This is a genomic window from Citrobacter sp. S-77 (assembly GCF_963864895.1).
Classification (GTDB): Bacteria; Pseudomonadota; Gammaproteobacteria; order Enterobacterales; family Enterobacteriaceae; genus Citrobacter; species Citrobacter murliniae.
Genome location: NZ_CAWLWU010000002.1, coordinates 266594 through 284506, shown reverse-complemented (window position 1 = coordinate 284506; position 17913 = coordinate 266594). Strand labels below are relative to the sequence as shown.

The 17913-nt window shown below is 52.4% G+C and carries 14 protein-coding genes; 8 read left to right on the top strand and 6 right to left on the bottom strand.

All coding sequences use genetic code 11. The features are described from left to right. Positions 1 to 77: 77 nt before the first annotated feature. A complete protein-coding gene (locus AACS05_RS02035; RefSeq protein ID WP_045439094.1) occupies positions 78 to 2087 on the top strand; it encodes a TonB-dependent receptor domain-containing protein in 2010 nt (669 codons plus the stop codon). A 43-nt stretch (positions 2088 to 2130) separates the two neighbouring features. Here the strand turns inward: AACS05_RS02035 and AACS05_RS02030 are convergent, their stop codons facing one another. Genes AACS05_RS02030 through tamA form a run of 3 tightly spaced genes read right to left on the bottom strand, consistent with a single transcriptional unit; the run spans position 2131 to position 7984 of the window. Continuing rightward, positions 2131 to 2475 (bottom strand): gamma-glutamylcyclotransferase family protein, encoded by a 345-nt coding sequence (locus AACS05_RS02030; RefSeq protein WP_045439093.1) that lies wholly within the window; start codon positions 2473 to 2475, stop codon positions 2131 to 2133. Between the two features lie 2 nt (positions 2476 to 2477). Next, positions 2478 to 6254 (bottom strand): autotransporter assembly complex protein TamB, encoded by a 3777-nt coding sequence (gene tamB, locus AACS05_RS02025; protein WP_045439084.1) that lies wholly within the window; start codon positions 6252 to 6254, stop codon positions 2478 to 2480. Then, positions 6251 to 7984 carry an autotransporter assembly complex protein TamA gene (gene tamA / locus AACS05_RS02020; protein WP_045439081.1) on the bottom strand — a complete coding sequence of 578 codons (1734 nt, stop codon included), beginning with the start codon at positions 7982 to 7984 and terminating at the stop codon, positions 6251 to 6253. The genes tamB and tamA overlap by 4 nt, the downstream gene beginning before the upstream one ends. 212 nt (positions 7985 to 8196) lie before the next feature. Between tamA and msrA the strand changes: the two genes are divergently transcribed. Both msrA and AACS05_RS02010 read left to right on the top strand, forming a co-directional pair. Then, positions 8197 to 8835 carry a peptide-methionine (S)-S-oxide reductase MsrA gene (gene msrA / locus AACS05_RS02015; RefSeq protein ID WP_045439078.1) on the top strand — a complete coding sequence of 213 codons (639 nt, stop codon included), beginning with the start codon at positions 8197 to 8199 and terminating at the stop codon, positions 8833 to 8835. Between the two features lie 273 nt (positions 8836 to 9108). Then, entirely contained in the window at positions 9109 to 10446 is a 1338-nt protein-coding gene (locus AACS05_RS02010; protein WP_045439075.1) for a hemolysin family protein, read from the top strand. Between the two features lie 84 nt (positions 10447 to 10530). Here the strand turns inward: AACS05_RS02010 and AACS05_RS02005 are convergent, their stop codons facing one another. Then, a complete protein-coding gene (locus AACS05_RS02005; RefSeq protein WP_041143739.1) occupies positions 10531 to 10737 on the bottom strand; it encodes a DUF1107 domain-containing protein in 207 nt (68 codons plus the stop codon). A gap of 329 nt (positions 10738 to 11066) precedes the next feature. Here AACS05_RS02005 and AACS05_RS02000 point away from each other — a divergent pair, with 329 nt between their 5' ends. After that, positions 11067 to 11624: a YtfJ family protein gene (locus AACS05_RS02000; RefSeq protein WP_045439061.1), complete on the top strand. Its 558-nt coding sequence runs from the start codon at positions 11067 to 11069 to the stop codon at positions 11622 to 11624. On the opposite strand, the gene cysQ is transcribed toward AACS05_RS02000, so the two are convergent. Then, positions 11614 to 12354 carry a 3'(2'),5'-bisphosphate nucleotidase CysQ gene (cysQ, locus tag AACS05_RS01995; RefSeq protein ID WP_045439058.1) on the bottom strand — a complete coding sequence of 247 codons (741 nt, stop codon included), beginning with the start codon at positions 12352 to 12354 and terminating at the stop codon, positions 11614 to 11616. The two genes, AACS05_RS02000 and cysQ, sit on opposite strands and share 11 nt — an antisense overlap. Before the next feature lie 256 nt (positions 12355 to 12610). Here cysQ and AACS05_RS01990 point away from each other — a divergent pair, with 256 nt between their 5' ends. Continuing rightward, positions 12611 to 14554: a bifunctional 2',3'-cyclic-nucleotide 2'-phosphodiesterase/3'-nucleotidase gene (locus AACS05_RS01990; protein WP_071828882.1), complete on the top strand. Its 1944-nt coding sequence runs from the start codon at positions 12611 to 12613 to the stop codon at positions 14552 to 14554. A gap of 91 nt (positions 14555 to 14645) precedes the next feature. Here the strand turns inward: AACS05_RS01990 and AACS05_RS01985 are convergent, their stop codons facing one another. Next, positions 14646 to 15026, bottom strand: coding sequence for a winged helix-turn-helix transcriptional regulator (locus AACS05_RS01985; protein ID WP_045439054.1), 381 nt, complete (start codon positions 15024 to 15026; stop codon positions 14646 to 14648). An 89-nt stretch (positions 15027 to 15115) separates the two neighbouring features. Between AACS05_RS01985 and AACS05_RS01980 the strand changes: the two genes are divergently transcribed. From AACS05_RS01980 to AACS05_RS01970, 3 genes are all read left to right on the top strand, one after another. Further along, a complete protein-coding gene (locus tag AACS05_RS01980) occupies positions 15116 to 15964 on the top strand; it encodes an SDR family oxidoreductase (RefSeq protein ID WP_045439053.1) in 849 nt (282 codons plus the stop codon). 80 nt (positions 15965 to 16044) lie between these two features. Then, positions 16045 to 16869 (top strand): AraC family transcriptional regulator, encoded by an 825-nt coding sequence (locus AACS05_RS01975; protein WP_045439051.1) that lies wholly within the window; start codon positions 16045 to 16047, stop codon positions 16867 to 16869. 76 nt (positions 16870 to 16945) lie between these two features. After that, on the top strand, positions 16946 to 17911 hold the full coding sequence (locus AACS05_RS01970; protein ID WP_045439048.1) for a DMT family transporter: 966 nt from the start codon (positions 16946 to 16948) through the stop codon (positions 17909 to 17911). Positions 17912 to 17913 lie beyond the last annotated feature (2 nt).

Genomic DNA, 17913 nt, shown 5'->3' with positions numbered 1-17913 from the left:
AAAATCATTCTTTCACCTTGTCGCCAAAACGACGACAAGGTGACGTTGTTATTTTTACTTTTCAGGTGTCTTATATTATGAAAACGCGTCAACTTATTACGCTGACAGGGATCGTTGCACTCTCTGGAGGTGTTATATTCCCCTCACAGGCCGAGGAATTAAGTGAAACTTCTCGCAACAGCGAAGATGAAATGGTAATCACCGCATCCGGTTTCTCACAACAAAAACGTGAAGCCCCGGCGACCATTTCCGTTATCGATCGTAAAACACTGGATATTCAACCCGACCGTAACATCGGTGAAGCAATAAAAAATATTCCCGGCGTTTCAGTTACCAACAGCAGCGGTATGAATGCTGGCAGCATTATGATCCGCGGGATGGACCCGTCCTATACCGCATTCATGGTCAACAGCGTCAAACAAAACACCGGCGAGTCACGCCCGTACGGACACGATATTGGTACCGAAGCCAACTTCTTACCGCCGATGGAGGCCATTGAGCGTATCGAGGTTATTCGCGGGCCGATGTCATCGCTGTACGGATCAGATGCCATCGGCGGCGTGGTGAACGTTATCACTAAAAAGCCTTACGGTACAAAGGACTGGACGACGGCAATTGCCGCCAATACCTGGCTTCAGGAACACCAGTATCTGGGTAATACCAGCCAGATGAATCTGTTCACTATGGGTCCCATTATCCCTGATGTTCTGGGATTAAGCGTGGCGGCAGACTGGCTCGACCGACGCGATGACGATCGCAACAATTACTTTGGCAAGCATAACCGTAAATCCGTGGATATGACGCTGGGTCTGGCCGCCAGCGAAAATAACCTGTTCGACCTCAACGTCGTCACCGGTGAACAAGAGAAAAACCGCACCCAGAAACGTGGCGCGCCGTGGTCATGGCTGTTCGATCGTAACGCCGTCACCCTCACTCATACCGGCTGGTACGCAGAAGATACCGTCGCGACAACCAATTACATTAACTACGAAAAAGGCCGGTCAAAATACGTTTACGACGGGCAATCACCGCAGTATGTGCAGATGGAAAACTACGTCGCCAACTCGCAAACCACCATCACTCTCGACAACCACAAGCTGACCGTCGGGGCGAATTTTACCCGTGAAGAGTTAAACGACCGCTTTGATGTGGCAAACAAAACGCTGCCGGGTTCAGAACCCGTGACCAAAGTCAGCCGCAACGGTTGGGCGCTGTTTGCTGAGGACGGTTGGAGTATTGATGATTTTATCCTGACTACGTCAGCGCGTATGGATCAGGATGATAATTTTGGGACACATATTACGCCAAAAATGTACGGCAACTGGGCATTCAGCGATGCCTGGGCGCTGAAAGGCGGCGTTTCCGCAGGGTATAAAAAACCAGAGCTGCGCGCGACCTCCAGCGACTTCGTCACGCCTTACGGCTCAACTGTGCCTTATCCGTTCCTGACGGTGGGTAATGACGACCTGAAACCGGAGAAAAGCGTTAACTCTGAGCTGGGTCTCTACTGGACCGGCAATACATTGTCGCTGGATAGCACCGTCTTCTATACCCAGTTCAAAGATAAAATTGCCGAGCAAACCATTTGCGAAACCACGGCGACAAATCAATGCTCCGTAAATGGTTACAAGGCAGATTCCGTCAGTAAGTACTTCAACGTTAGCGAGGCGGATGTATACGGTGTGGAGCTCAACGCCGACTGGCAAATCAGCGCGGATATTAAAGCTAACGCCAACTACACCTGGAACCACAGCGAGCAGAAAAGTGGGGTAAATAAAGGCTACGCGCTGAACGATTACCCACGCCATATGGCAAATCTGTCGCTGAACTGGACGGCAACACAAAGTCTGGACGTATGGAGTACGGTGAATTATCGCAGCAGTAACCGCAACAGTGGCAACAACTATAAGTACGATGACTACACGATGGTAGACGTAGGCGTACGCTATAAACTCAATAAAAATACACAGCTGATGGCGGGTATCTACAACCTGCTGGATGAGGATCCGAAGCTGACTACCGCGTGGAATGAGTCCGCTCAGGTGGAAGGACGTCGCTATAACCTCGGCGCGCGAGTGGAGTTTTAAGCCCTGTAATAAAACAACGCCACCCGAGGGTGGCGTGTTCATATTAGTACTGGTCTCTGTCTAACCAGTTACCGCTTTCAATCAGCGTTAACCCCTCGACCGGACGTTGGTACACGTACATCCATGCACTTCCGTACGGCGTCTGAATTAACTGGCGTGCATACTCGCCGCCTCGCGTACGCAGAGCGTCAAGCTCTGCCAGCGTAGCGTTGTCAATACGATAAACTTCCCCGTGTACCGATCCGTTTCCCGGAACTGCGCCTGGATAGTGGCCCAGACTATACAACTGGTAGTTCTCGATATTGAAATCACCCAGCAACTGGGCGTTGGTCATCCAGTGGCTGTTGCCCTGTTTGCGTCGTAAACTACCGTAGACAAATATTCGCATTGCTAAAACTCAAACTGATAGAGCAAATCAAGTGCCTGATCTACGCCAGACACGGCTTCCAGATATAGCTTAGGCATCAGACGATAACGTAGCGTGAGTGTCGCTAAGGAGTCAAATATACCCACACCATATTTCACCTGCAGACCTGGCAGTACGTATCCGCTGACAACCACCTGAGATGAGTCGCCCACCCCTTGTGTGTCCAGTGCCAGATTGCTTACGCCAAATGTCTCCCCGATTTTACCCACAACCTGACCACTTTGTGCAACCCCCAGACCAATAAGCATTGATGTCATTGCCGCACTGTCGCTCTGCTCGCTGTCCAGTCCTTGCCCACGAAGCAGGTAGGAAAGCGCCATTTGCTGTGACATCGCCGGGTCAGAGAAGATCTCCGCTTTTGGTTCATCAGCAGTACCTGTAACGCGAACACCGGCAATGACGTCGTCTTCAGTGGCATCCGGGTTACGAATCGCCTCGATGTTGAGCAACGGCTGGTCCGGCGGGCCGGAGAACAACAGCTCGCCTTTGCGCACAATAAGATCCTGACCATAAGCATGGAAGCGACCGCTCGGGATGTTAATCTGCCCGTTAAGCCCCAGCCCCTGCTTGTCCTGCGCCACTTTCAGATCGCCTGTCAGTCTTGCTTTCAGACCAAACGCATCGATGCGCACGTTGTTGCCTACATGCACGATCAGATTGCTGTTGATCGGAATACCCGCACTCTGTGGCTTCTCAGGCTGAAGATCGTTATTGAGCATTACCATATCGCTGGAGACACCCACCGCGCTTTCCGGCAGGTCATGCACCACAATACGCGCCCACGGTACATCAACGCTACCATCCAGCGTGAATAAACTTGGCGTGGCTTCGAAGACCACATCCGGAGATACATCCAGACGAACCATTGGCGGCACGGTGATACGAACGCGGCTGCCTTTAGCCGCGATACGCGCCCGCCAGTTGTCTATCTGAGTCCAGTCGGCGTCACCACTCAGGTTAATCTGTCCCTGCTGCGTGCGCACCACGCCCGCAATCGTCGAACGTGACCCCGTGAAATTAATCGCCAGCTGGCTTGGCTGCATGTCAAATGGCATAAAGTTGCCGTCAATGTCCAGACCACTAAGCTGTAACTGTCCGAGCAACTGCGGGCTTTGCACATCGCCGCCGAGGCGCAGGTTAGCGTTTAACATCCCCGCAGCTTTTTCACCACGCGAGAAGATGGGATTGACCATCGCCAGATTAAAGTTACGGATATTAACGTTACCGCCAAGGTTGCGTCGCCCTTGCGGATCGGTAACCTGCACCTGCCCGTCAAACTGTCCGTTATTGGTCAGGCGAATCAGCCATCCCAGTTCGGCACGGTTATTATGCAGGTCAGCGGTCATATTCAGCGTTTCAAATGCCACCGGCAACGGTGCATCATTGACGCTTTGTGTGACCTTCACGTTACGCCCGCTTAGCGTTACCTTTCCCTGTGGCAACCCTTCTTTAGTCGTGTCCCAGCTTACATCGGCTTTACCGCTGAACACACCGCTCGCCTGCGTGGTATCTGGCATAAACGGTTTCAGCATCGCCAGATCGAAGCGGTTCAGATTAACCACTGCACGTCCTTCAGCACCGGCATCAATCGTCTGCGGCACGCACAGCTCAGCGTTTGGATTGTTCCAGCAGTGCGGCCCGATGCTGATTTTCTGTTCCTGATTACGGTAATCCAGCGCTATCGCGCGGTTCAGCGACCACGGACCAACCGGCGTCTGGAAGCGGGTATTGCTCAAGGCTCCTTTCCAGCGCTGTTCTTTGCGATCAAAACTCCCTGCCAGGTCAAGCTGCCCGGAGACCGGCTCCCCCTGAATACGCAGCTGCAGCTCATGCTGCTTTTCGCTGCCTTTGGCATTCAGGGTAACGAGATTGATATTCACATCAGGTTGCACAATCCGCTCTACGCGCACGTTGAGGCTACCGGCGATTTGTTCAGCCGATTTCACATCGCCTTCAACGCGCACCTGGGCAACGGAGAGTTCCTGCCAGCGCAGGCCACGGGCGGTGATATCCGCCAACAGTTGCGGCGCTTCCACCGTACCGCGAATTTTGACCAGACCTTTCGCCGTACCGCCTAACCCCGGTAGCGCGTTATCCAGGCCCGGAGCATCAATCATCGCGTCGAGATTGAGATCTTTTACCCCCAGTTCACCTTTCACCTCGGCGCTGTTACGCCCCAGTTCCAGGTGCAGGCCTGGGATTGTCCACTGCAGGTAACTGTTCCCTTTCAGTGAGCCATTCACATTAACCTTGTTCTGTTTAACGTTACCGGTCAGCTTTAGCTCCGGAACCTCCATCTGCCAGGTTCCGCCATACAGGCTACCTCGGGTTTTCACCAAACCATTCAGTTTTGACGGCCAGTCCGGAAGCTCTTTCGCAGTGTTAATACCATCCAGCGTCAGTTCTCCACGCCAGCTTATAGCCTGCTGCCAGTCAAGCAACGCTTTGAGTTCGGTTTTCCCCTCCAGCGCCGCCACGGTAAGTTTGTCGAGATTAATCTGCTGTTCGTTGCCTTTAGCATCCAGCGTAATGGTTGCCGGAGGAATGTCCTGTCCCTTCACTGCTGTGCGCATCGACAGCGTATAGTCCGTCATTTTGCCGGTCAGTTTGAGCTTGATATCATCGGCCTGGAATTGCTTATCGCCGGTAAACGGCCAGTAAACCTGTTTGCTGACGACGTCCAGATTGAGCGGTAATCCTGCTTCCGCCAGGCGCGTTTGTGCGCGCAGATCCATATCCACCGGGCCGGATAGATTAACACCCACTTCCAGTTGTTCGCGCAGCGCGCCGCCAACCTTCAGCTTCACCTTTTCGCCTTTTAACGGGTCAATGTTCAGCGTGCTGTTCAGCGTAATATCGACTGGCCACGCATCGGTCAGTTGCGCCGTCCCACTGGCGTTCACCGTCCCCTGGCTGGAGTCGATATCCAGCGCATCGAGCTTCATATTGCCGTCAATGCTGCTCACTTTCAGCAACATGTTGTGTACTGTCAGATCGGTATCCCCGGTCACGCGCAGTTGCTCGCCGCGGAATTCTTCAATATTGAGATTCAGCGGCAGGTGAACATCGGTCATTTCCGGTAGGACCGGTTTTGAGAACAGATCTTTGAGCGTTTCACCCAACGGTTTCTCATCCGGCTGCGGATTCTGGATCTTCGGCTCAACAACCTCTTCCTGGGCGACTTCCGCCACTTTAGGCAGTGCAATCAGCAGGCCCTGTAATGACGTTGGCTTCAGGGTCAGTGTTTTTTCCTGCCAGTTCAGGCCGGAAGTAAAATCCAGCACGGAAACGGTGGTGTCATCAATTTTGATATTGATGTTGTTAAGCGCCACGCGTGAAAGCGTGATGGGATAAGGCGTTGACAGATTAAGCGGGCCGCTATCCTCTTCCTCCACCGGAGCAGAAGGCGGCATCTTTTTACTGTCGATAGCCACGTTAATATCTTTTAGCGACAGATCATTGACGCACAGACTGCTGTTCCACAGACAGTTGAGGCCGACGGCCAGATGCACTTCACCCGCATTCACCGCCACGCCAGGCTGATCGTAGCGGATATTTTTCAGCGATAAATCCCGCCAGCCGCCAGTGACCTGGCCTATCTCCAGCCCCGGAACCCAGCGATTAGCCGCCTTAAAGAGCAGATGCAGACCCGAGGTTGTACCCACGAGAAACGCTACGGTGCCTAACAACAGCAGGATAAAAATCAGAACGCCGAGGCTTATCTTCTTCCATAAACTCATAATTCAGGCCCCAGACCGATGTAAAACTGTAAACCATGCTCATCTTTGTCGCCGACAGGTACAGCAAAATCGAGCTTGATAGGTCCTACCGGTGACTGCCAGCGCACACCAACCCCGGCACCGGTTTTAAAATCACTTCTGCGGATATCGCTGACCGCTTCACCGCTATCAACAAACATCGCACCCCACCATTTTCCGGTCACGTTGTACTGGTATTCCAGCGATCCTGTCGCCAGCTTCGAGGCCCCTTTCAGTTTGCCGTCGCTGCCTTCAGGCGCAATAGATTTGTATTTGTAACCGCGAATACTGCGGTCGCCCCCGGCGAAGAAACGCAGATCCGGTGGTACTTTGTCGAAGTCTCCGGTTTCAATCCAGCCGAGGTTACCGCGCATCACAAAGCGATGACGGTCGTACAACGTGCGGATCCAGACGTTCTGTGCCTGGAAGACGGAGAAATCGACATCTGAACCCCAGGCGGTATTCGAGTAATCGATGGAATAGCGCTGAGAATCCCCCCAGACGGGCATCAGACCGCCGCGCGAGCGCGTCCGGCTAATCATCACACCAGGATAGAGCAGCATGGTGGTATTGGTGACATTACCCTGGGTAAAGTGGTCGAGGCTCCAGCGCAGGTTAATTGCGCGCTGCCAGCCGCTGGAGAGATCCCAGTAGCGAGAGACGGCAAGCGTGGTGGAGTCCTGCTCGGTATCGTTCAAATCGGTACGTTTAAATCCCCCCTGAACCAGGTAGTACTGCTCCAGTGGGTTCTTTAACAGCGGCATTTTATAACTGAAATCAAGAACCTGTTCAGGCGCAGAAACGCTGACGCTGGTCGCCAGACTGTGACCGTACGAGTTCATCCACGGTTTTTTCCACGTGGTTTTTAACCGTGGCCCGACGTCGGTGGAATAGCCGACCCCGGTTTCAATGGTGTTTTCCGTGCGTGGCGAGACCACGCCTTTCAGCGGCAACACTTTGGTTTTGCGGGCTTTGTCGAATTCCGGCGCGACCACTACAGAATTAAACCAACCGGTTGCCGAGAGACGACGGTTCAGCTCCGCCAGATCTTTCGATTCGTACTCTTTGCCTTCTTTGAACGGCACCAGATTTTGCAGATACTCATCGCGAATCTGCGATCCTTCAAAGGTGACATGTCCAAAACGATAACGCTCTCCGCTGTTGTAATCGATATCCCAGAATGCCTGGCGACGATCGAGCGCGATCCCGAGTTGGCTTTTATTAAATTCACTGTCGAAATAGCCCTTACGCAGCGCCACGCTGGTTAGCGACTTTTTGAAGCTGTCATAGTCGCCTTGATTCAGCACAGTGCCGATGGCTGGACGCGTTTTTAGCAGGTCCAGATAATCTCTGTCAGTGCGCGCCCCACCGCGTAAAATGACGTCGGTTCCGCCGATCAGTACCGGTTCACCGGGTGTCACTTTGGCAATCAACACCTGACGTCCCTTCGCCGGTGGTGGACGCAATTCAAAATCAATGGTCGGCTCAAAATAGCCCAGCGCTTTTAGCCCTTCGCGAATAGCATCATCGACGCGCGCACGAAAACGGCGGTCAGGCGTGACTTCATCACTCTGAATCGTGGATAACTGCGCACGGACGTTTTTTTCCAGCGGTCCCGATAATCCCTCGACCTGTAAGCGAACATTCGCAGCGGCGGCTGAGCCACTTAAGCACAGTAACCCCACCCAACATAACTGACGGATATGTGGCACATTTTCTCCTGAATATCCTTTTTTCCCACCCCTGGAAAAAAATACTATGCCGTTCCTGGGCTTAACAAAAAATCAACAATAAGAGTTGAAAAACAGACGACAACCCAAATATTTCTTATGTTTAACTCTAGACGTATTCACACCGTTTATTGTGGGCAAAGACGCGTCTTGTTACAACCTTAACCCAAATGACTGATTTCGGGAGAACGGCCATGAGTTTATTTGATAAAAAGCATCTTGTTACTCAAGCAGATGCATTACCTGGACGCAACACCCCGATGCCAGTGGCAACGCTGCATGCGGTTAACCAACATTCAATGACCAACGTGCCCGACGGTATGGAGATCGCCCTTTTCGCCATGGGCTGTTTCTGGGGCGTAGAACGTTTGTTCTGGTCACTCCCCGGCGTGTACAGCACTGCAGCCGGATACACTGGCGGCTATACCCCCAATCCAACCTATCGGGAGGTTTGTTCTGGTGATACGGGCCATGCTGAAGCAGTACGTATCGTCTATGATCCGCATGTTATCAGCTACGAACAGCTACTGCAGGTATTCTGGGAAAATCACGACCCGGCGCAAGGTATGCGTCAGGGCAACGATCAGGGTACTCAGTATCGTTCCGCAATTTATCCATTAACTCCGGAGCAAAATACCGCAGCCCAGGCCAGCCTTGAACGCTTTCAGGCAGCGATGACCGCAGCCGGTGATGATCGTCCTATTACAACGGAAATCAAAACGGCAACCCCGTTCTACTATGCCGAAGACGATCACCAGCAGTACCTGCACAAAAATCCTTATGGATATTGCGGCATTGGCGGCATTGGGGTTTGCCTGCCGCCACAAGGATAAATATCAGCCTCTGGCGACTTTACAGTCGCTTACGCTATACTAGCTTCTGAATTTACCGGCTCACTTCCGCGAGCCGGTTTTCAATGAATATTCCATTGGATTTATACTCTATGGATTTCGAGTTGCAGAAAGGCGGCAAACTCGTGAATCCCCAGGAGCATAGATAACTATGTGACTGGGGTGAATGAGTGCAGCCAACGCATCTGCGGCTTGAAAGACGACGAGTATCAACTTCTCCCTTCCGAGGATCTGGCCTTAACGGTCGGATAAGATATGTTAAACAGTATTTTAGTCATTCTCTGCCTGATCGCCGTGAGTGCGTTCTTCTCGATATCCGAGATCTCGCTTGCCGCATCACGCAAAATTAAACTTAAGCTGCTTGCCGATGAAGGCAATATCAATGCACAACGCGTTATGAAGATGCAGGAAAATCCCGGCATGTTCTTCACCGTGGTGCAAATTGGTCTTAACGCCGTCGCCATTCTTGGCGGTATCGTGGGGGATGCTGCGTTTTCTCCGGCTTTTTACGGCTTGTTCTCGCAATACTTCGCTCCAGAGCTGTCCGAACAGTTGAGCTTTATCCTCTCGTTCTCACTGGTAACTGGCCTGTTCATCCTGTTCGCGGATTTAACCCCGAAACGCATCGGTATGATTGCGCCAGAAGCTGTGGCTTTGCGTATCATCAACCCGATGCGCTTCTGCCTGTTCGTGTTCCGCCCGCTGGTGTGGTTCTTTAACGGCCTGGCAAATAACATTTTCCGCCTGTTTAAGATCCCAATGGTGCGCAAAGATGACATCACCTCAGACGATATTTACGCCGTGGTAGAAGCTGGCGCGCTGGCGGGTGTACTGCGTAAACAGGAACATGAGTTGATTGAAAATGTGTTCGAGCTGGAATCCCGTACCGTCCCGTCTTCCATGACATCACGTGAAAACGTTATCTGGTTCGATCTGCACGAAGACGAGCAGAGCCTGAAGAACAAAGTTGCGGAACATCCGCACTCCAAGTTTCTGGTGTGTAATGAAGATATCGACCACATCATTGGCTATGTGGACTCCAAAGATCTGCTTAACCGCGTACTGGCAAACCAGAGCATGGCGCTAAACAGCGGCGTGCAGATCCGCAATACACTGATTGTCCCGGATACGCTGACGCTCTCAGAAGCGCTGGAAAGCTTCAAAACTGCAGGTGAAGACTTTGCCGTCATCATGAACGAGTACGCGCTGGTAGTAGGGATTATCACGCTTAACGACGTAATGACCACGTTGATGGGTGACTTAGTCGGTCAAGGCCTTGAAGAACAGATCGTAGCACGTGATGAGAATTCCTGGCTGATTGACGGCGGTACGCCGATTGATGACGTGATGCGCGTGCTGGATATCGACGAGTTTCCACAGTCTGGCAACTATGAAACTATCGGCGGTTTCATGATGTTTATGCTGCGTAAAATCCCGAAACGCACCGACTCGGTGAAGTTCTCAGGCTATAAATTTGAAGTGGTGGATATCGATAACTACAAGATCGATCAGCTGCTGGTGACGCGACTGGACAGCAAACCCAGCGTCCTGGTGCCGAAACTGCCGGATGCAAAAGAAGAAAGCAAAGCCTGAATGTCCTGAGTGTAAAAACATCAACGGCTCCTGTTTAAGGAGCCGTTTTTTATATACCACTTACACTACTGCATAGCACTTTGGTCAAGCCATCTCAGTTTGCAGACGCAAAACCTGACGGTTAACTTCGGACATCACAGAGAAATGCTGTTTGTCCTTCACTTTTGGGATAAGAATCTTACCCTTATCAAATTCAAAAGCGCCTACATCCTTGATATATAACCGTCCACGAAACAGGATCTTCACGTACTTCGCCACCTGCAGCGGGTTGTATCGTTGGAAAATTTTCATTGTTGTCTCCTGCTGAGCATTACGCCTTTGCGGTACCACAATCGGTCCGACAATACTCAGGCGCAAATTTTAATGCCCTATGACTATAGACTATCTCTACGATGTTTCCAGCGTGTATAAGTTTATTTACCTTCAGGTTACAATTATTCAGAATTATCTTTTCATCCATTCGCTGTCTTCAGTATAAGCCTTCATTTTTCACAGGATTTGTGCGCCCGTCCGCAAACTGGCATCGCACTTGCGGGAAAAAGCATCATTCGCACATATGATTAAATTCCAGACCCAAGTGGTCGGATCACCTGCAAAATATAAAGAAAGAAGGAAACACCATGACCTTACAAAAACTGCTGGCGGTATCATGCCTGCTGCTACCCATGATGGCCTCCGCACATAAGTTTGAAACCAACCAGCGCGTGCCGCCGGTGGGGATTACCGATCGCGGTGAACTGGTGCTTGATAACGATAAGTTTAGTTATAAAAGCTGGAATAGCGCGCAGTTGCCAGGGAAGGTACGCATTGTGCAACACATTGCCGGACGCACTTCTGCCAAAGAGAAAAACGCGACGTTAATCGAGGCAATCAAAGCGGCAAATCTGCCGCACGATAAATACCAGACCACCACCATCGTCAATACAGACGACGCCATTCCAGGCTCCGGCATGTTCGTTCGCAGCAGCCTTGAGAGTAATAAGAAGCTCTATCCCTGGTCACAGTTTATTGTCGACAGTAACGGTGTTGCGCGTAAAGCCTGGCAACTGGATGAAGAAAGTTCAGCCATCGCGGTACTCGACAAGGATGGCCGCATTCAGTGGGCAAAAGATGGCGCATTGACGCAGGAAGAGGTGCAGCAGGTTATTGCCCTGCTGCATAAGTTGCTCAGTAAATAGAGACCCGGAAGCCGGGGTTGAGAAACGATTCACGCGGAGTGTAATCCAGGGGTTTCCCCTGCCAGTCGTGAACGTGCGCCCCGGCTGCTGCGGCAACAGCGTGGCCTGCGGCAGTATCCCAAACATTGGTTGGCCCAAAGCGCGGGTACAGCTGTGCCTGCCCTTCAGCGACCAGACAAAACTTCAGCGACGATCCAATCGACGTGGTCTGATGCTCGCCTAATTGTTGCAGATACTCTTTTAGCTCATTGTCAGCATGCGAACGGCTGATCACCACCAGCGGTGGACGCGCGTCGCGTACCCGGATTTGCTTGCGCACGCCGTACTCTTCTTTCCACGCCTTACCTTCCGCCGCGCTGTACATCACGTTCATCACCGGCGCATACACCACGCCCAGAACCGGTTTTCCCTTCTCAATTAGCGCAATATTCACGGTGAATTCGCCGTTACGTTTGATGAACTCCTTCGTTCCGTCCAGAGGATCAACCAGCCAGTAGCGCTGCCAGTGCTGACGTATATCCCAGCCCGGGGGAGCCTCTTCTGATAAAACCGGAATATCTGGCGTCAGGGCCTGTAATCCTTCGAGGATCACCATGTGCGCGGCAATATCCGCCGCAGTGACCGGAGAATCATCCTGCTTGCTGGTGATCTCTATCGGTTTGATTCCATCGTAGACCTGCATAATGGCATCGCCCGCGTTCCGTGCAAGCTGGCATACATGTTCTAGCATTCTCCACCTCGTTTACACCCGTCATACTTCAAGTTGCATGTACGTTGGCTGCGTTCCTGCAACTCGAATTATTTAGAGTATATATCAGTGATGTTAACTCGTTGTTTTACTTATACCCGATCGTCAGGGGATCCGCCAACTGTGATAGCGTCTGCGGTTTTAAACGCTAACTTCATGTCATGATTCACAGTTCTGTAAGCAAGAAGATTTATATACATTTTCTTTTGTGGCTTAGATCTTAAAAAGGATGCCCCTGATGATTAAGTTTAGTGCAACGCTTCTGGCCACGCTGATTGCAGCCAGCGTGAATGCTGCAACCGTCGATCTCCGCATAATGGAAACCACTGATTTGCATAGCAACATGATGGATTTCGATTATTACAAAGATACACCAACTGAAAAATTCGGTCTGGTGCGTACGGCAAGTTTGATTAATGCCGCCAGGGGTGAAGTAAAAAACAGCGTTCTGGTCGATAACGGCGATCTGATTCAGGGCAGCCCTCTCGGTGATTACATGGCGTCCAAAGGGCTTAAAACTGGCGAGACTCACCCGGTCTATAAGGCGCTCAATACTCTCGATTACGCGGTGGGCAACCTCGGCAACCATGAGTTTAACTATGGGCTGGAGTATCTGCATAAAGCGCTCGCTGGCGCAAAATTTCCCTACGTTAACGCCAATATCATCGACGTTAAGACCCAAAAGCCGCTGTTTACCCCTTACCTGATTAAAGACACTGAAGTTGTCGATAATGAGGGCAAAAAGCAGACACTGAAGATTGGCTATATCGGCTTTGTACCCCCGCAGATCATGACCTGGGACAAGGCTAATCTCAGCGGTAAAGTGACGGTGAATGACATTACCGAAACCGCACGTAAGTATGTGCCGGAAATGCGCGAAAAAGGCGCTGATGTGGTGGTAGTGATTGCTCACTCCGGTCTCTCTGCCGACCCATACCAGACCATGGCGGAAAACTCTGTTTATTACCTCAGCGAAGTCCCGGGCGTGGATGCGATTATGTTTGGCCACGCTCACGCCGTTTTCCCGGGTAAAGACTTTGCCAGTATCAAAGGCGCAGACATTACCAAAGGCACGTTGAACGGTATTCCTGCAGTAATGCCAGGCATGTGGGGAGATCATCTGGGCGTGGTGGATCTGGTACTGAACGACAACAGTGGTAAATGGCAGGTCACCCAGGCGAAAGCCGAGGCGCGTCCCATTTATGACGCGGCGGCTAAAAAATCCCTGGCTGCCGAGGACAGCAAGATAGTTGAGATCCTGAAAGCCGATCACGACGCCACGCGTGAGTTTGTCAGTAAGCCAATCGGAAAATCTGCCGATAACATGTATAGCTATCTGGCATTAGTGCAGGACGATCCGACCGTACAGGTCGTGAATAACGCGCAAAAGGCCTACGTTGAACACTTTATTCAGGGTGATCCAGACCTGGCAAAACTGCCGGTACTTTCTGCCGCTGCGCCGTTTAAGGTTGGCGGACGTAAAAACGATCCGGCAAGCTTTGTAGAAGTCGAAAAAGGCCAGCTGACTTTCCGTAATGCCGCCGATCTCTATCTGTATCCGAATACCCTGGTGGTGGTAAAAGCCAGCGGTAAAGAAGTGAAAGAGTGGCTGGAATGTTCCGCCGGGCAGTTTAATCAGATTGATATTCACAGCAACAAACCCCAGTCGTTAATTAACTGGGACGGCTTTCGTACCTACAACTTCGACGTGATTGACGGCGTGGATTATCAGATTGATGTTTCACAACCCGCCCGCTACGACGGCGAGTGCCAGACCGTGAACGCCAAAGCAGAGCGTATTAAAAATCTGACCTTTAACGGTAAACCTATCGATCCTGACGCGACCTTCCTGGTAGCAACCAACAACTATCGCGCCTACGGTGGCAAGTTCGCCGGTACCGGCGACAGCCATATCGCGTTTGCTTCACCGGATGAAAACCGCTCAGTGCTGGCGGCATGGATAGGTGCCCAGACGAAGAGTGCAGGTGAAATTCACCCGGCGGCGGATAACAACTGGCGTCTGGCGCCGATCCACAGCGATACGAAACTGGATATTCGCTTTGAAACGTCGCCGTCCGATAAAGCCGCCACGTTTATCAAAGAGAAAGGGCAGTATCCGCTGAAGAAAGTCGCCACCGACGATATCGGTTTTGCCATTTATCAGTTGGATTTGAGTAAGTAACGTTAATGCCGGATGACGGCTAACGCCTTGTCCGGCTTAAAAATTTTGTACGCACACAGGCCGGATAAGCGAAACGCCATCCGGCAACATATCATGCAACCCGCTCTTCCCTCAGTGCCAGCACCTGCGGTAAATTCATTTCAATCCAGTCCGCCAGTGCAGCAACTTTATCACTCACCTGCTCACCCAACGGCGTGAGACTGTACTCCACATGCGGCGGAACCACCGGATACGACACCCGGTTGATAAACCCGTCCTGCTCCAGCGCCTGCAGGGATTGCGCCAGCATTTTTTCACTAACGCCGCCCATCTTGCGACGTAAATCACTGAACCGGTGCGTACCATCACGCAGCGCCACCAGAATCAACACGCCCCAGCGGCTGGTGACGTGTTTTAACACCTCGCGGGAGGGACACTGTTCGGCAAATAAGTTGCCGTCACGCAATTGCTGAGAAAGTGTCGAAGTTGTCATATTTATACTTACCTTTTTGTACGTACTTACTAAAAGTAAGTTTAAGTGCTAGCTTTACTAAACACAAGACAAACACCAAGGAGTTCCCCATGATTGCGATTACCGGTGCCACTGGCCAACTGGGCCAACACGTTATTGAAGCCCTGCTGAAAACCGTACCCGCCAGCCAGATTGTGGCCATTGTGCGTAACCCAGCCAAAGCTACTGCACTCAGCCAACAGGGTATTACCGTCCGTCAGGCGGATTACATCGACGAGGCCGCTTTCACTACAGCATTGCAGGGGATCGACAAGCTGCTGCTGATCTCGTCCAGCGAAGTTGGGCAACGTACCCCACAGCATCGCAACGTGATTAACGCGGCAAAAGCCGCTAATGTGAAATTTATTGCCTATACCAGTCTGTTGCATGCCGACAGCTCTCCGCTGGGGCTGGCAGCTGAACACGTGGAAACCGAGAAAATGCTGGCTGACTCCGGCATTGCTTATACCCTGCTGCGTAACGGCTGGTATACCGAAAACTATCTGGCCAGCGCGCCAGCCGCGCTGGAGCACGGCGTGTTTATTGGTGCTGCGGGCGAAGGCAAAATCGCCTCAGCGACCCGTGCCGACTATGCTGCCGCTGCCGCACGCGTCATCAGTGAAGACGGTCACGCCGGTAAGATCTACGAGCTGGCGGGCGATGAGGGCTGGACCCTGAGCCAACTGGCCGCCGAACTGGCAAAACAGAGTGGCAAAAAAGTGGTGTATCAAAACCTGAGTGAAGCCGATTTTGCCGCTGCGCTGAAAGATTTTGGTTTGCCTGCCGGACTGGCGGATATGCTCGCCGACTCTGACATCGGTGCCTCAAAAGGTGGTCTGTTCGACGACAGCCACACCCTGAGCCAATTAACCGGTCACCCGACAACTTCTCTGGCGGACAGCGTCAAAGGCATCGTGTAAGTGTTAAAAATCGGTTAATTATGGTGGCATCCCCACGTATCCTCTCTGATAATGAAAGACGATGCGTGGGGAGAGAAAACGTGCAAGGTGTACCTGAGCAGTTCATTGATGAGAAAGACAGCGCCCGCTTTCGCCATCTGGCGCAGGTTCCGGGCGTTGAGTTGTATCATGCGCACATCTCCCGTTATGCCTTTGAACCACATACCCACGAAGCGTTTGGCATAGGCGCGATTGAAGCGGGTGCAGAACGTTTTCGCTATCGCGGTACGCAGCACGTTGCTCCTGCCCACTCCGTCGTCACCATGAATCCTGATGAGCTGCACACCGGTGAGGCGGCAACCGCCGACGGCTGGCGCTATCGGATGGTCTACCTCGAACCCGACCTTCTGGAAGACATCACCGGGATCCGCCACTGGTGGTTTCATGATGTTACGCGCCACGATCCGCTACGCTCGTACCAGATCTGTTCACTTATCCACGGCCTGTGGAATACCGAGGATCCGCTGGCGCAAAAAGGGTTACTGCTCGATCTGATTGATACATTCCAGCCTCTGGCCCGTCATGCGCCGGTACAACTGGAAGGCGCCCATCGCTTTGAGCGCGTACGCGAATATCTACACGACAACTACATGCACCCGGTGACGCTCGACGAACTGGCCCGCGTTGCCTCGCTGAGTCCCTGGCATTTTCAGCGCCAGTTCAAATCTCATTTCCACGTCACGCCACACCAGATGCTGATGGCGATCCGCCTGTGGCGTGCCAAATGTTTTCTTACTCACGGCATGCCCGCTGCAGATGTCGCCGCAGCGACTGGCCTGACCGACCAGTCGCATCTCACCCGCGCATTTACTCATCGTTACGGCATTACGCCTGTACGCTACCAGAAACAGGTTTTTTCGCGCTAATGCGCAATCTCATACAATACGTGGCCATTTTGCCTGCCTACACTGCTCGCAATGTTAAGCGATGTGGATGTCAAAAATGATTAGCGGTGTGTTGTATGCCCTGCTGGCCGGGCTGATGTGGGGATTAATTTTTGTCGGGCCGCTGATCGTGCCGGATTATCCAGCGGTATTGCAGTCGATGGGACGCTATCTGGCGCTGGGACTGATCGCCCTGCCGATCGCCTGGCTGGGCCGCGGACGTCTGCTCCAGCTGGCGCGTAAAGACTGGATGACCGCACTGACGCTGACGATGATGGGTAACCTGATTTATTACGTTTGCCTGGCCAGTGCGATTCAGCGCACCGGCGCGCCGGTCTCAACAATGATCATTGGCACATTACCGGTGGTGATCCCGGTATTCGCCAACCTGCTCTACAGTCAACGTGATGGCAAATTATCGTGGTGGCGCTTAGCCCCTGCCCTGGTGCTAATCGGCATTGGTCTGCTGTGCGTGAATATTTCTGAGCTGAATCAGGGACTGCCTGATTTTAGCGGTTGGAGATACGGTTCCGGTATCGCGCTGGCGCTGGTTTCCGTAGTGTGCTGGGCGTGGTATGCGCTACGTAATGCCCGCTGGCTGCGAGAGAATCCCGATAAGCATCCAATGATGTGGGCAACAGCGCAGGCACTGGTAACGCTTCCCGTCTCCCTGCTGGGATACGTTGCGGCCTGTCTGTGGCTAAATGGACAAACACCAGATTTCTCTCTGCCCTTCGGCCCACGTCCGGGCGTGTTTATCGGTCTGATGGTCGCCATTGCGGTACTGTGTTCGTGGGTGGGAGCATTGTGCTGGAACGTCGCCAGTCAGAAGTTACCAACGGTGATCCTCGGGCCGCTGATTGTCTTTGAAACGCTGGCGGGCCTGCTCTACACCTTTATTCTGCGCCAGGAGATGCCGCCGCTGCTGACCCTGAGTGGCATCGTGCTGCTGGTTGTGGGTGTGGTGGTCGCCGTCAGGGCCAAACCGGAAAAACCAAGTGTCGTCGCAGTTTCACCATCATAATG

Coding starts and splice junctions, on each gene's coding strand:
- AACS05_RS02010 (WP_045439075.1), top strand. CDS start 9,109: ATGTTAAACAGTATTTTAGTCATTCTCTGCCTGATCGCCGTGAGTGCG.
- tamB (WP_045439084.1), bottom strand. CDS start 6,254: ATGAGTTTATGGAAGAAGATAAGCCTCGGCGTTCTGATTTTTATCCTG.
- AACS05_RS02030 (WP_045439093.1), bottom strand. CDS start 2,475: ATGCGAATATTTGTCTACGGTAGTTTACGACGCAAACAGGGCAACAGC.
- AACS05_RS01980 (WP_045439053.1), top strand. CDS start 15,116: ATGATTGCGATTACCGGTGCCACTGGCCAACTGGGCCAACACGTTATT.
- msrA (WP_045439078.1), top strand. CDS start 8,197: ATGAGTTTATTTGATAAAAAGCATCTTGTTACTCAAGCAGATGCATTA.
- AACS05_RS01985 (WP_045439054.1), bottom strand. CDS start 15,026: ATGACAACTTCGACACTTTCTCAGCAATTGCGTGACGGCAACTTATTT.
- AACS05_RS02005 (WP_041143739.1), bottom strand. CDS start 10,737: ATGAAAATTTTCCAACGATACAACCCGCTGCAGGTGGCGAAGTACGTG.
- AACS05_RS01970 (WP_045439048.1), top strand. CDS start 16,946: ATGATTAGCGGTGTGTTGTATGCCCTGCTGGCCGGGCTGATGTGGGGA.
- AACS05_RS02035 (WP_045439094.1), top strand. CDS start 78: ATGAAAACGCGTCAACTTATTACGCTGACAGGGATCGTTGCACTCTCT.
- AACS05_RS01990 (WP_071828882.1), top strand. CDS start 12,611: ATGATTAAGTTTAGTGCAACGCTTCTGGCCACGCTGATTGCAGCCAGC.
- cysQ (WP_045439058.1), bottom strand. CDS start 12,354: ATGCTAGAACATGTATGCCAGCTTGCACGGAACGCGGGCGATGCCATT.
- AACS05_RS02000 (WP_045439061.1), top strand. CDS start 11,067: ATGACCTTACAAAAACTGCTGGCGGTATCATGCCTGCTGCTACCCATG.